Consider the following 14,454-nt stretch of genomic DNA (forward strand, 5'->3'; position numbering starts at 1 on the left):
TTGCTAGAAAAATATATCTTTTTGACCCAGATCTTAAGATCTGGGTTTTTTTATTAAGGCTGCCTGTGCTCCTCTTCTGGTCCTTTAAAATCACCAAATCCCATACTGACAATCGCTAACAGGCTAATGAGTAAACCTGAGATCCAGCCGGGAACATGTAAGCCATTAGCTGTGGTGACTAAAAGACTACTTAAGGGCACGACGTATAACACAGAGAATACAAAATTTTTTGACTCTTTACTGAGCTTCTGCATTAAAATATATATTTTTAGCATCTAAATTCGACCCCGATATATTGAAAAGTCACAGATGAAAACGCATCCTCTAGTGAGGCCCGCTTGGGTGTACAAGATGTTATAAAGAAATCAAGACATCAGCATGACTGCTTGAGTCCCCTTACCTATCTAGGGTACTCTTGGGCTGTCTTTGCCCTAGCCGAACAGTTATTTTGCTCACCCTAGATGATTGCCGTATGCATCAAAGTTAACAGGCTTGCTTACATGTCGATAAATCAAAAGATTCTGCTTGTGGAAGATAGTCCTTCATTTGGCTACGTGGTTAAAAAGCAGTTAGAAAGCCGGCTTCACTTTGAAGTAACTTGGGTGCAAAGTTATCAAGATGCCCAAGCATGCTTGCAAAATACACAAGCATTCGCATTTGCTTTATTAGACTTGCATTTGCCTGATGCAGCCAATGGGGAAGTGGTTGATCTTGTGTTAGAAGTGGGCATACCCACCATTATTTTTACAAGTAATGATGGTAATGATGCGCAAGAGCGATTATGGTCACGACAAATTGTAGACTATGTTTTTAAAGGCAGCTCTGCCAGCCTAGATTACATCGTGAGCTTATTAACCCGCCTACAGAAAAATCCTACGACAAAATTATTAGTTGTGGATGATTCTAAAGTAGCTTGTGATTATTTAAGACATTTATTACAGATTCAAGGTTATCAAGTATTAGTTGCCCATGATGGTGAACAAGCGCTACGTTTATTAGCTGAGCAAGGTGATATTCGTCTGATGCTGATTGATTATGCCATGCCAGGTTTAAGCGGTCATCAAGTCGTAAGCCGAGTGCGTCGTCAGTTAGGTAGTGATCGATTAGCAATTATTGGGGTTTCTGCTTTAGGCAATCACAGATTATCGGCACAATTTATTAAACAAGGTGCGAATGATTTTATTGGGAAGCCCTTTAGTGCTGAGGAGCTTTATTGCCGTGTAGCGCAAAATTTAAAAATTTTGGAGCAAATGGACAGTATTCGCCAAGCATCGTATCAAGACTTCCTCACAGGCTTATATAACCGGCGTTACTTTTTTGAACATGCCTTATCTTGGTTCGAATACAAAACGCCTTTAACGCTTGCTATGCTAGATATTGATTATTTTAAACATATTAATGATAGTTATGGGCATCATGTGGGCGATCAGGTTTTAAAGGCTTTTTCGCAATTGATGAAAGAGATGTTCCCACACGCATTATTAACACGCATGGGTGGTGAAGAATTTTGTATTTTATTACCTGAGCCTTTTGTCAAAACGTATCGACATTTGGAAAATTTCCGTATTGGTTTGGCACGTCAAGAAATTTTAATAGAACAAGAGCGGGTAAAAATTACCACAAGTATAGGACTTGCCCAATGGCAGCCGAGTATTCATTCGAATGAGCAAGTGACCCAAGACACATTAGAAAAGCTTTTACATCTTGCTGATCAGTATCTTTATCAAGCGAAGGCACGTGGCCGTAACTGTATTTGTTATGGGCAAACACAAACGACACAACTCCAAGGTTCAAAGGATTAAATTTATGCGCAGGTTACGTCCTTTTGTTGGTATTTTAACTCTAGTCTTACTTGCTGGGTGTGCATTTCCAGGTGTTTATGAGCGTAAAATTCAGCAAGGACACATCCTAGATCAGGAAGTACTTGCTCAATTAAAAATTGGGATGCAGCCGCAACAAGTAGAATATCTTCTGGGTTCGCCTTTATTGCCTGTACAAACGCAACCTTTGCGTTGGGACTATGTTTATACGCTGCGCCAAGGTAATACTTGGCTAGAAAATCAGCGCTTAACACTTTATTTTGGTCCACAAGGATTAACCAAAATGGAAACGCAAGGTTTAGATTAGATATCTTTGTATAATAAAAAAATAGGGCCTCTCAAGGAGGCCATATAGAAACTAGCTCTTTTTTAGTAGGCGTTTGCGTTTTATACGGAGTGCCCTGAGTTTACGAATCATTTTTCCTTGTAACTCAAGCACTTCAAAGCGGTAATGGCCAATTTGTAAGCACATATTTGCTTCGGGTAAATGCTCTAGTTTTTCTAGTACAAGTCCGTTAATCGTTTTAGGCCCATCCGTTGGCAGCTCCCATTCAAGCAATTTGTTAATTTCCCGAATCGCTGCTGCCCCTTCAATAATATAGGCACCATCTTCTTGTAACTGAATGTCTGGCTGTTGATTGGCAACATCCGTAGTAAAATCACCAACAATCTCTTCTAGAATATCTTCTAAAGTAACAACCCCTAAAACATCCCCGTATTCATCAACGACAATACCAATTCGGCGCTTTTCTTTTTGGAAGTTTAATAACTGAGTATGTAGTGGGGTGGATTCAGGGACAAAATAAGGCTCGCGTGTTTCCTTGACCAGCATAGCTTTGGTTGGATTGGGATCACTTAAAACACGTGCGGCTTTACGTAGATGTAAAATACCAACCACATTATTAATGTCACCTTTAAACACCGGAATTCTTGTATGTTCGCTTGCACGTAGTTGTTCTAAGATGGTGGGCATATCGTGTTCAAGGTCGATACCCACAACTTCATGGCGTGGGATCATAATGTCATTTACGGTGACCTTTTCTAGATCCAAAATGGATAAGAGCATCGCTTGGTGACGACGAGGAATCATACTGCCGGCTTCGTGGACGACAGTACGTAACTCTTCGCGGGTAAGCTTGTGGCTATCGGATTGCACGCTTTGGACGCCAAGTAAGCGTAATAAACCATTACTAATGCCATTGACTAACCAGACCAGCGGATATAAGAGCTTGAGTAAAGGTTCTAGGATCAAAGAAGCAGGATAAGCAATACGCTCTGGACGAACCGCGGCTAAAGTTTTGGGCATAACCTCGGCAAAAATCAAGATAACCAAGGTGAGAACTGCCGTTGCAATTGCGATACCTGCATCACCATAAAGGCGCATAGCAACCACAGTCGCTATGGAAGAAGCAAGAATATTGACAAAATTGTTGCCGATTAAAATCACCCCAATCAAACGATCTGGACGCGATAAGAGGCGACTGACCCGCAATGCGGCTTTGTCTTTATTTTTCGCCTTATGACTGAGGCGATACCGATTCAAGGACATCATTCCAGTTTCTGAGCTGGAAAAGAAGCCTGACATTAAAATAAGTAATACGAGTAAGCCAAATAAAAGGCTTAAAGAAGTCTCGTCATTCAAGAGAATCTATTCCTCTAATCTCTGCGATGCGCTCTTTTTATGTGTTTCCTTGCGGACTGTCAAGAGACGCCCGCAGTCGAATCATCTAAGAAGCTAACACAAACTCAAGCACGAACTTGCTGCCAAAGTAAGCCAAAATTAATAATACACTACCACCAAGCGTCCAGCGCACCGCGCGTTGGCCACGCCAACCAAAACGATAACGACCTATAAGCAAGCTGGTGAAAATGAACCAAGCAAGCAATGAAAACAAAGATTTATGTGCTAAATGCTGTGCAAAAAAGGCTTCAATACTTAAGGCACCACTCACCAAAGCAAGGGTTAAAAAACCCACGCCTAGTAACAGTAATTCAAAAAGTAGCGTTTCCATTGTTTGTAACGGGGGAAGCACTTGGATCAAACCACGCATTTGCTTGTGTTTAAGTTGGTGGTCTTGCAGCCAAAGCAATAAAGCTTGCACACTGGCGAGGGTTAAAATGCTGTAAGCAAATAAAGAAGTAAGAATATGTATGCCAACCCCTGTGCTGATCCCCTTGGGTAGACTGGGAACTGCATATTGCCATTGTGCACCAATTACAGCCAAGCCAGCGAGTGGAAAAAGACCAATCCCCAAGTTGAGTAAAGGTCTACGTAAACTCGCTAGCAGCAATAAACTGACAGCAAACCAATTAATGAGTGAAGCTGTATTAAAGAAGCTAAATAACCATTGATGGTCTGGTGTGAATAGATGCCATCCTAATGCAGTGGCATGAGCAATTAAGGCACCCAAGGCTAGCCACTGCACTAGCTCCTGACGTGCAGGCGCATGCCGTGTCAGCACTAGCCCCTGATAGGAAGCCGCTGCCCAATAGCAAATGGCAGCTAAAAAAGTAAAGGGTAACGCATTCATGAGTGAGCATCCGCGTCAAAAAGAAAAACTATCAGGGTCAATTACACCATCAAACAGGCCAAGCTAAGCCTGTGTTATTATACTTGTATGCTTAAGCAAAGCTTGATCTTACCTGATTGTGCTTCAGCCTGCACGATGCAAACCACTTAAATTTCACGGCTTAATGTAGGCCGTTTGCATACTTTTAAGGATGTTTTACGCTTATGTTTGAAAATCTTAGCGAACGCCTGTCACACACTTTACGCTCAGTGACAGGACAAGCCAAACTGACCGATGACAATGTTAAAGACACCTTGCGTGAGGTGCGTAAGGCTTTGTTAGAGGCTGATGTTGCACTGCCTGTAGTGAAAGCCTTTGTCGAACAAGTGCGGACTCGGGCCGTTGGGCAAGAAGTCGCTAAAAGCCTGAGTCCAGGGCAAGCTTTTGTCAAAATCGTGAACCAAGAATTGGTTAGCGTGATGGGAGAAGCGAATCAGCCACTTATCTTAAAAGGTGAGCCAGCGGTGATTTTAATGGCTGGTTTGCAGGGGGCAGGTAAAACCACCTCTGTAGCAAAACTAGCGCGCTACTTGCAAGAACGTGAGAAAAAGAAAGTTTTAGTGGTCTCCGCGGACGTTTACCGCCCCGCTGCAATTCAACAATTGGCGACTTTGGCGCAAGAAATTGGTGTGACGGCTTTTCCAAGTGATACAAGCCAGTCACCACAAAGGATTGTTGAAGCAGCAGTTAAAGAAGCCAAAATTAAGTTTTATGATGTGCTGATCGTAGATACTGCGGGGCGCTTACATATTGATGATGCCATGATGCAAGAGATCCAAAGCCTGCATCAAAGTCTTCAGCCCTCAGAAACCCTCTTTGTTGTTGATGCAATGACTGGCCAAGATGCTGCCAATACAGCTAAGGCTTTTAACGAGGCGCTTGCGTTAACCGGTGTTGTGTTAACGAAGGCTGACGGGGACGCGCGTGGTGGGGCGGCTTTATCTGTACGTCATATTACCGGTAAGCCGATTAAATTCTTAGGGATGGGCGAAAAAACTGAAGCTTTGGAAGCTTTCCATCCTGAGCGAATTGCCTCACGTATTCTCGGTATGGGCGATGTGCTGTCTTTGATTGAGGAAGCCGAGCGTAAAATTGATAAAACCAAAGCTGAAAAGTTGGCTAAAAAAGTCAAAAAAGGCAAGGGGTTTGATTTAGAAGATTTTCGCGATCAACTACAGCAAATGCGTAGTATGGGCGGCATGTCGTCCATGTTGGAAAAGTTACCTGGGATGGGTGACATGGCCAAGATGGCACAAAATCAAGCCAGTGAAAAAGAACTGCGCAAGCTGGAAGCCTTGATTAATTCGATGACACCTATGGAACGGCGCAAGCCAGAAATCATGACAGGTTCACGCAAACGTCGGATCTGTGCCGGCTCAGGGACAGAATTACAAGATTTAAACCGTCTACTAAAACAGCATAAACAAATGCAAAAAATGATGAAAAAATTTAGCCAAAAAGGTGGTATGGCAAATATGATGCGTGGTTTATCTGGTATGTTGCCACCTGGATTTGGGGGTGGCCCTGGAGGTTTCCCACGTATTTAAATAGACAAAATGCACAAGAGAGATACTCAAAAAACCTGATCAAGACTTGCGTTTGTGGCTAATCTCTCTAAAATAGCGCCTTCACAAATAGGTTGAATTAGAAATAATCAGCTTAAGGTTCCAACGGCGGTGTTTTTCTCGTAGAATATACCGCCTTTCGGGCGATCTGCCCTCTTGGCTGAATAAAAGATTCAGTCACGACACTCCAGCAGGTTCCGAAAACTCCAGTAAGTTTCAAACTCCCGTAATAAAGGAAGTTTCGCGATGGTAACCATTCGTTTGGCTCGTGGTGGCGCGAAAAAGCGTCCTTTCTATCACCTGACAGTCGCTGATTCTCGTAACCAGCGTAACGGTCGTTTTATCGAGCGCATCGGCTTTTTTAATCCGCTTGCGCGTGGTCAGGAAGAACGCCTGCGTGTTGATATAGAACGCGCTCAGTATTGGGTATCTCAAGGTGCTCAACCGTCTGATCGTGTAGCCTCTTTGTTAAAACAAGCGGCGAAGGCTGCGCAATAAGTTGGGGCTGCTAGCTTAGCATGACCGACTTAAAGCACACTCTCCCAGATGCTGATTACATCCAATTAGGACGTGTCACCAGTGTTTTTGGGATTAAAGGCGCGGTCAAAGTGTATTCCTACACACAACCTGTGGAAAACATTTTTAAGTACCCGCGCTGGCTGCTGAAGCTTAACGGCCAATATCAAAACTTTGAGTTAGTCTCCGGACGGCGCCAAGGTAAGGTATTAGTCGCTCAGCTGCGTGAGTGTCAAACTCGCGAAGCCGCGCAAGCTTTAGCCGGTGCTGAAATCTTGTTAGCTAAAGACAAGTTGCCAGCACTAGAAAATAATGAGTACTACTGGCATCAGTTGGAAGGTTTACAAGTCTTTACCACTGATGGCCATTGCCTAGGGCAAGTAGATTATCTGATAGAAACTGGTGCAAATGATGTGCTTGTCATCAAGCCAACCGCAGCAAGTTTTGATCAGCGTGAGCGCTTGCTACCTTGGCTACCTGATCAAGTCATTCTAGAAGTTGACTTGTTAACAAGTCGCTTACTAGTCGATTGGGATATAGATTTTTAAGCCCTAGCTAGATCTAAGGTTGAGCCACTTAAGATTAGCCCTTAGGTGAGTAGATCCGCGTTCTGAATAGCGTCACATAGATAAAAGGTGATTAAAGCGTGTGGGTTGGTGTTGTCTCCCTGTTCCCGCAAATGTTCGCGGCTGTCACGGAATACGGTGTCACCGGTAAAGCCGTGGAGAAAGGACTGCTGGAGGTGGAGTTCTGGAACCCGCGAGACTTCACTCAAGACAGACATCGTACCGTGGATGATCGACCCTATGGCGGTGGTCCTGGGATGTTGATGAAGGTCGAGCCCTTGCGTCAAGCGATTCAGGCTGCAAAAGCTAAGGCGGGTGCCAATGCACGCGTAATTTATCTGTCGCCTCAAGGACGTCCGCTCAATCAAGCTGGTGTCGCTGAGTTAGCGCAGCATAAAAGTTTAGTTTTGGTAGCAGGTCGCTATGAAGGTATCGATGAGCGGCTTATTACCACAGAAATTGATGAAGAATGGTCAATTGGCGATTATGTTCTCAGCGGCGGAGAACTAGCGGCAATGACGCTAATAGATGCTGTGGCACGTCTAGTCCCTGATGTGCTTGGGCATCAAGATTCAGCACAGGAAGATTCCTTTGCAACCGGCTTGTTAGATTGTCCTCACTATACCCGTCCGGAAGTGATCAATGGGCATAGTGTGCCTGCTGTGCTTTTAAGCGGTAATCATCAAGCTATCCGGCGCTGGCGTCTTCAACAGGCGTTAGGGCGTACTTGGTTGCGACGTCCAGATCTTTTGCAAATGCAAAGCTTGGATACTGAGCAGCAAGAACTGTTAGCAGAATTTATCCGTCAGTATACAGCGCAAGCTCAAAGCAATATCTAGGCGATGCGAGTGCGGCGGTATAAGTTAGGCGGTGTAAATCTAGGAGCAAGCAATGAGCAGCAACAACAAAATTATTCAGTTAATTGAAACTGAGCAAATGAGCAAAGAAGTCCCTACTTTTAGCCCTGGGGATACAGTCGTTGTTCAGGTTAAGGTAAAAGAAGGTAACCGCGAACGCCTACAGGCATTTGAAGGTGTTGTGATTGGTAAGCGCAACCGTGGTTTAAACTCTGCTTTCACCGTGCGTAAAATCTCCCATGGTGTTGGTGTTGAGCGTACTTTCCAAACCTATAGCCATCAAATCGATAGCATCAGTGTGAAGCGTCGTGGTGATGTACGCCAAGCGAAGCTTTACTATCTGCGTGAGCGTTCAGGTAAGTCTGCACGTATCAAAGAAAAGCTGGCATAAGCCTAGCAAGTGGATTCTTAGGCTGTCTGCTGCAAATGTAGACAGCCTATTTTTTTGTCTGTAGTTTGAGTTAAATCTTACGTAAAAGATTCTCAAAGCTTGCTAAGCATCAAGGTATTTTTACTTTAAAGCTCTAATCTTAAATGCAGTTTTACGCACTGCAGCAAACTAGAGTTTGATCACCAAAATGCGTTAGACTCTCACCTAACCGGATTAGATTTAACGTGCTCAAAACAGCAGCAGGGAAAAAAAATCAAGGAACGATATGTAAACTAACGTGGAAAAGGATACATGCAGCGGCTAAAGCGCCTTCATACTTTTCGTATCAATTTTGCTAAATGCATCCCCAATCTTATTTTGCTTTGGGTGTGGGTGCTTGTGGGAGGTTTGCTATTTCAGGAGCAATTGATCCCAACTGCAGCTGCAGCCAACCGAGTATCGCCATTAACGATAGATACTCGTATTATGCATACTGAACCTTGGGGGTTTTATTGTGATCCTCAATTCCAAAATAAAACGCCGTTAGTTATTTCTGCACAGACTCAATATCACCAAGATATTTTATGCGGTATTTGGCCAGATATTGCACAGCATTTAGCAAAAAAAGCAGGGTTAAATTTACAGCTTTCTTTAGAGCCTTATGCGCGAATTTGGCAAAGTTTGGATGCAGGCCAAGCAGATTTGTCTTTTTTGATTCGTTCTGCCGAACGCTCGCACCTTGCACCTAGCCAAGCACATATGTTTGATTTTGCCTCTGTGGTGATTGTGCGTTCGGGTCTTCATTTAACCGATTATCAGGATCTGCAAAATTTACGTATAGGTGTGCTGCGTGGTATTCGCTTAAGCCCACGTTTTGATCATGATCCTAAGTTAAATAAAATACAATTGAGAAATTATGAATTAATGGTAGATATGTTACTGCATCAACGTCTCGACGCAATTGCAGGTAATAATGTATCTTTATTCTACTTGTTGCAGAAAAAGCAAGCCCTAGATAAAGTAAACGTACAACCTTTAATTCTTCAAAAAACGCCTGTTTATTTGCATATGGCAGCGGGTTTATATGCGCACCCCTATGGTCAAGTTTTGATTCAAGCGAACCAAGCACTGCGTGAGCAGGGCGTCTATCAGCATTTGATTGATGCTTATGTTGGTTCTCAGTGGCGTCTTGAATCTCAACACTAAATTCGTCCTATTGCATGGCACACAGCAGCCCCTTTAAGGAGTGGCCTTTAATGGTGAAATTCAGCCGCTGGCGTCAACATGCCCCAGGTATCCTTTCTTTACGCCTTGCAAAACAAGCATTCTTACTCTCTTTGTTACTCGGGTTTGCGATTAGTGTTTTTAAAACAGCACACGAATATTATTTAAAGCACGGCTATTTACAAAATATCATGGCGCAGCGCGTGCTTGCAGCAACGCCAGCAGCGACTCAAGCAGCCTATAGTTTGGATGCGACTGTAGCACAACAAATCTTAGAAGGCGAAATGCTGCGTCCCCTACTTAAATTAAAATATGCTGCGATTTTAACTGATCGTGGAGAGATCCTTGCAGAACGTCATCATCCAATCAATAACGAATTTGATTATGCCGGATTACAAGAAATTACAGCGATTCCTTTTGGTGGTGTTTATCAAATTAAAAGTGAGTTAAAACTCACTTCTTTCACACAAGAACCTGTAGGTTTGCTCTTATTAGAATTTGACTTACATAAAGAAGGTTATCAGCTGCTCTTAGGGTTTTTACAAAACCTAATCGGCATGTCAGTAGCAGCGATTTTGCTTGGGTTAACCTTAGTTATTCTATTTAGATATACGCTAACGGCTCCTTTAGAAGCCCTTGCTTCTCAAGTTGAAGATATCGATTTGGACTCAGCACAAGCACCGCATTTACCCATGCCAGCCGGTCACAGGCGTGATGAATTAGGGCAAATTATTATTGCGCTTAATCAGATGTTAACACGATTGCATGCAGGCGAGCGTGTCCGTTTAAAATTATCACGTGCTGTAGAACAAAGCCCAGTCTCTATTCTTATTACAGATACTTACGGAAAAATAGAGTATGTCAATCGCCGTTTATTAGAAACTTGCGGCTATCGCCAAGAAGAGTTAATTGGTGCCACACCTAGTTTATTAAAGTCAGGGTTGACACCAACAAGCGTTTTTCAAGAGATGTGGACATGCGTTGCGCAAGGTCAATCTTGGCAGGGAGAGTTTTGCAATCGTAAGAAAAATGGTGATTTATACTGGGACGATGCACATATTGTACCGGTTGTTGATGCACAAGGAGAAATTATTAACTTTGTTGGCGTACAGCAAGATATTAGTGAGCGTAAACAAGCAGATGAAAGACGACGTTTATTTACCAGTGTTTTTACACATACCCATGATGGAATTTTAATTACAGATACTCAAGGATGTATTGTTGAAGTCAATGAAGCTTTTACTCGCTTAACAGGTTACACCCGTGAAGAAGCTTTAGGGCAACGTCCAAGTATTTTGCATTCTGGCAAGCAAGATAGTTATTTTTATGAGCAAATGTGGAGCACGCTAAAAGCAAAAGGCTTTTGGCGGGGTGAGCTTTGGAATCGGCGTAAAGATGGTTATTTATTTGCAGAAATGCTGACAATTAGTGCAGTACGTAATACACATGGGGACACAACACATTATGTTGCTTTGTTTTCAGATATTACTGAACTAAAACACAGCCAACAGCGTTTAGAGCATCTCGCTTATCATGATGGTTTAACGCATTTGCCTAATCGAACCTTGCTAGCAGAACGTATGCAGCAAGCGATGGCGCAAGCACAACGTCATCAAAATCTCTTAGCTATTGCCTATCTAGATTTAGATGGATTTAAACCTATTAATGATAAATATGGGCATAAAGTAGGTGATCGTTTATTAGTAGAAGTATCGCAAAGATTGCTAGCGCTATTAAATGTTGGTGATACAGTTGCACGCATGGGCGGAGATGAATTCGCACTTTTATTAACAGACATAAAAAGTTATGAGCAAATGCAACAACGTATTCAAGAAGTCCTCGCTTGTATAGCAGCTTCTTATATGTTAGAGCAGGTGCCAGCACCTTTAATTCTGTCTGCAAGTATTGGAGTGACTTTATTTCCACAAGATGGTTCAGATCCAGATACTTTATTACGCCATGCAGATCAAGCTATGTATACTGCCAAGCAAGCAGGGCGTAATGGCTACCATGTGTTTGATACGGAATCCGACCGTCAAGCCAAAGTGAAACGCGATAACTTAACACGGATGCAAGCGGCATTAGATCAGCAAGAATTTTGTTTATTTTATCAACCTAAAGTTGATATGCGCACAGGAGAAGTTTTAGGTGCTGAAGCCTTGATTCGTTGGCAGCATCCGCAAGAAGGTATTTTAGCACCCGGACGTTTTTTACCTGCAATTGAAGATACAGATTTAATTTGTGATCTAGGTCGTTGGGTATTAAAGGATGCTTTGCAACAACTGGATCTATGGCGGCAGCAGGGATTAAACTTACATGTAAGTATTAATATTGCAGCGCGCCAATTACAACAAAAAGATTTTGTCGATTATATCCGTAATTTATTAATGCAGTATCCGTATTTGGCGCCAAATCAACTGGAATTAGAAATTCTAGAAACGGCTGCGTTAGATGATATGTCCCATGCACACCGTGTGATCGAAGCTTGTCAGGAATTAGGGATTCGTTTTGCTTTAGATGATTTTGGTACTGGATACTCTTCTTTAACATATTTCCGGCGTTTACCTGCAGAAGTTTTAAAAATTGATCAGTCTTTTGTACGTGATATGTTAGAAGACCCAGATGATTTAGCGATAGTTGAAGGGATTTTAGGATTAAGTAATGCTTTTAGACGTAAAGTGGTTGCAGAAGGCATAGAGACCGAAGCACACGGGCTAATGCTCTTGCGCCTTGGCTGCAATTGGGGGCAAGGTTATGGCATTGCACGTCCTATGCCTGCTGTGGAGCTGCCTGCATGGATTGCAAGTTATCAGCAACCCTTGAGTTGGCGTGATAATGCGCATCTAGTGTGGAAGCGTGAAGATTACCCCTTGCTTTCGGTTGAGGTGGAACATAGACGTTGGGTTAATGATTTGATTGCGGCTTTGGAAAATCCAGAACGTCGTGCACCACCTTCCCCTGGGGATGCCCTTGCGTGTCGTTTTGGGCGTTGGTATACGGGAGAAGGACGTTGGCGGTATCAAAGTTTGCCTGCTTACAAAGAGGTTGGTCCTTTGCATGAGAACCTTCATGTGACGGCGGGAGAGCTTCTCGAATTACGCCGTGCCGGCCGCTTAGATGCACAACAGATACAAGCGAGTGTGCAAGAGCTAAGAAATATACAAAAACGTTTGTTGATTGCCTTAGCCCGTTTGCAATTAGAAGCAGCACAACAAATTAATCTGCCTGCGGAGCTGAGTTGATATAACGTTCACGCTTTTTCACTTTAATGGTTTGAATATCGACTAACACTAACCCATCAATACAATAGCCAAAAGCAGCATCGACACTAAAATCTAAAAAGTGTACACCACCATCCTCGCATAATTCTGTATATTGCTTATATAAAGTTGGGATGGTGACACCCATTTGGTCTAGCTGATGGCGTAAGGTGTAAAAGTCTTCTCTTGGATGCTTTAAATTAAAATAGGTTGTAATTTCTTGTTGATGCTCTAGCTGGATAAGGTAAGGCGCCCTTGCTTTAGCATAAAGTGTGTTTTTCTTATAATAATGACGATAGTAACTTACGAGTAGATCCTTGGCCATCTGTGGGTAGGTATTGCTTAAGGTAACTGGGCCAAACATATAGCGAATATGAGGGTTTTTTCTTAAGTAGGCGCCAATACCAAACCATAAATAATCTAGACTGCGGCGGCCCCAATATTTAGGCTGAACAAAACTACGCCCTAGTTCAATGCTTTGATTTAATATAGGTAAAAAATTATCGTTCAGCTCAAATAAGCTATGAGTGTATAAAGCGTTTACTCCTTTTTTTTGAATTAAATTTTTCACTTCTGCAATACGATAGGCACCAACAATTTCTAATTCTTCCTCATCCCATAAAATCAAATGTCGATAATCAACATCATATTCATCAAGGTCACGCTTACTTCCTGTCCCCTCACCAACACGACGAAATGCAATTTCTCGTAAACGTCCTAATTCGCGCATCACACTAGAGCTTGGTTGGTAATCGAACAAGTAAATCTGTTTACCATCTTGGGTCATACCTAAAGATTCTGCTTGCTTGAGCTCTTTACGCAACATTTGTCGATCTTCTGGATGCGCAATTGATTTTTCGGTAATAAATAGAGGTTTGCGACTTCGATTGAGGCGATAAACATGCTTACGTAATAATTTAATTTTAGTTTTAAGTGGAATACCTTCTAAATCGAAACGATGTAAGGGAATCAACTCACCAATACGAATAGGAATGCTCGCTTTATGCTGCTTAAACATTTCTCGTGCAAGGAGGAGGAGTCCCAGCGGTCGATGAAAAAAAGAGAAAAAGTAAAAACACCATGAATTTTTGCCACCAATAAAAACAGGTAAAATAGGCGTATTGGTTTTACGTGCAAAATGGACGAAGCCAGAAAGCCAAGGGCCATCTTTTATACCCGTGGCGCTTGCACGTGAGACCTCGCCAGCAGGAAATAATATGACAGCTTCATCGGCTGTTAGTGCATCTAAGACGCGTGCCATGCTTTGCCGGTAATCTGTTCTCGTGAGGTTATCAATAGGCAATAAATGCGCTTGTAATGGAGAAAAATGCATCAAAATATCATTAGCAATAATTTTGACATCTTGGCGAACTTCACCGACTAATTTAAGTAAAGCAAGACCATCAAGAGAACCTAAAGGGTGATTGGCAACAATGAGAACTCGGCCTTGAGTAGGAATATTTTCTTTTTCTCTCTGGCTAACTAAATAATTAAATTGAAAGTATTCCAAGACCTTATCAATAAATTCAAAGCCTTGGCTAGGGGCTTCTTGTTGTAAAAAGCGATTAATTTCTACTTCTCGAATTAAATGGCGCAATATGGCTAGGAGAGGTCGACGCAAAATCGCTGGATAGGTTACAAATTTTGGGTATTTCTGGGTGATAAGATCTTGGATATCAATCACTGTTTTACCATCCTAGCTCAAA

At 42.6% G+C, this 14,454-nt stretch carries 13 protein-coding genes; 9 read left to right on the top strand and 4 right to left on the bottom strand.

The window, feature by feature from the left end; genetic code table 11:
• Positions 1 to 53: 53 nt before the first annotated feature.
• Complete coding sequence (locus tag BMX05_RS12365) at positions 54 to 275, bottom strand: hypothetical protein (RefSeq protein ID WP_143051935.1); 222 nt, start codon at positions 273 to 275, stop codon at positions 54 to 56.
• Positions 276 to 500: 225 nt separating this feature from the next.
• On the opposite strand from BMX05_RS12365, the gene BMX05_RS03080 reads away from it, so the two are divergent.
• Both BMX05_RS03080 and BMX05_RS03085 read left to right on the top strand, forming a co-directional pair.
• The gene (locus BMX05_RS03080; protein WP_177166762.1) at positions 501 to 1,802 is read left to right on the top strand and encodes a GGDEF domain-containing response regulator; all 1,302 of its coding nucleotides are present in this window, start codon (positions 501 to 503) and stop codon (positions 1,800 to 1,802) included.
• A 4-nt stretch (positions 1,803 to 1,806) separates the two neighbouring features.
• The gene (locus BMX05_RS03085) at positions 1,807 to 2,127 is read left to right on the top strand and encodes an outer membrane protein assembly factor BamE (protein ID WP_177166763.1); all 321 of its coding nucleotides are present in this window, start codon (positions 1,807 to 1,809) and stop codon (positions 2,125 to 2,127) included.
• Positions 2,128 to 2,178: 51 nt separating this feature from the next.
• Here BMX05_RS03085 and BMX05_RS03090 read toward each other — a convergent pair whose 3' ends face one another.
• Together BMX05_RS03090 and BMX05_RS03095 are read right to left on the bottom strand one after the other, a co-directional pair.
• Positions 2,179 to 3,462: an HlyC/CorC family transporter gene (locus BMX05_RS03090; RefSeq protein WP_093308499.1), complete on the bottom strand. Its 1,284-nt coding sequence runs from the start codon at positions 3,460 to 3,462 to the stop codon at positions 2,179 to 2,181.
• Positions 3,463 to 3,547: 85 nt separating this feature from the next.
• Positions 3,548 to 4,351, bottom strand: a complete 804-nt coding sequence (locus BMX05_RS03095) for a cytochrome C assembly family protein (RefSeq protein WP_093308500.1) — start codon at positions 4,349 to 4,351, stop codon at positions 3,548 to 3,550.
• A gap of 203 nt (positions 4,352 to 4,554) precedes the next feature.
• Between BMX05_RS03095 and ffh the strand changes: the two genes are divergently transcribed.
• The 7 genes from ffh to BMX05_RS03130 all read left to right on the top strand — a co-directional run bounded on the left by ffh (position 4,555) and on the right by BMX05_RS03130 (position 12,730).
• Entirely contained in the window at positions 4,555 to 5,937 is a 1,383-nt protein-coding gene (gene ffh, locus BMX05_RS03100) for a signal recognition particle protein (protein WP_093308501.1), read from the top strand.
• Positions 5,938 to 6,201: 264 nt separating this feature from the next.
• On the top strand, positions 6,202 to 6,453 hold the full coding sequence (gene rpsP / locus BMX05_RS03105; protein ID WP_093308502.1) for a 30S ribosomal protein S16: 252 nt from the start codon (positions 6,202 to 6,204) through the stop codon (positions 6,451 to 6,453).
• 20 nt (positions 6,454 to 6,473) lie between these two features.
• The gene (gene rimM / locus BMX05_RS03110) at positions 6,474 to 7,019 is read left to right on the top strand and encodes a ribosome maturation factor RimM (protein ID WP_093308503.1); all 546 of its coding nucleotides are present in this window, start codon (positions 6,474 to 6,476) and stop codon (positions 7,017 to 7,019) included.
• Positions 7,020 to 7,117: 98 nt separating this feature from the next.
• On the top strand, positions 7,118 to 7,876 hold the full coding sequence (gene trmD, locus BMX05_RS03115) for a tRNA (guanosine(37)-N1)-methyltransferase TrmD (protein ID WP_093308504.1): 759 nt from the start codon (positions 7,118 to 7,120) through the stop codon (positions 7,874 to 7,876).
• 52 nt (positions 7,877 to 7,928) lie between these two features.
• A complete protein-coding gene (gene rplS, locus BMX05_RS03120; protein WP_093308505.1) occupies positions 7,929 to 8,285 on the top strand; it encodes a 50S ribosomal protein L19 in 357 nt (118 codons plus the stop codon).
• 378 nt (positions 8,286 to 8,663) lie between these two features.
• Positions 8,664 to 9,470, top strand: a complete 807-nt coding sequence (locus tag BMX05_RS03125) for a substrate-binding periplasmic protein (RefSeq protein ID WP_177166764.1) — start codon at positions 8,664 to 8,666, stop codon at positions 9,468 to 9,470.
• Between the two features lie 50 nt (positions 9,471 to 9,520).
• Complete coding sequence (locus tag BMX05_RS03130; protein WP_177166765.1) at positions 9,521 to 12,730, top strand: EAL domain-containing protein; 3,210 nt, start codon at positions 9,521 to 9,523, stop codon at positions 12,728 to 12,730.
• On the opposite strand, the gene BMX05_RS03135 is transcribed toward BMX05_RS03130, so the two are convergent.
• Complete coding sequence (locus BMX05_RS03135) at positions 12,705 to 14,432, bottom strand: bifunctional ornithine lipid synthase OlsF (protein WP_093308508.1); 1,728 nt, start codon at positions 14,430 to 14,432, stop codon at positions 12,705 to 12,707. The two genes, BMX05_RS03130 and BMX05_RS03135, sit on opposite strands and share 26 nt — an antisense overlap.
• Positions 14,433 to 14,454: the final 22 nt, after the last annotated feature.

It is taken from the genome of Allopseudospirillum japonicum (assembly GCF_900108915.1).
Lineage (GTDB): Bacteria > Pseudomonadota > Gammaproteobacteria > Pseudomonadales > Halomonadaceae > Pseudospirillum > Pseudospirillum japonicum.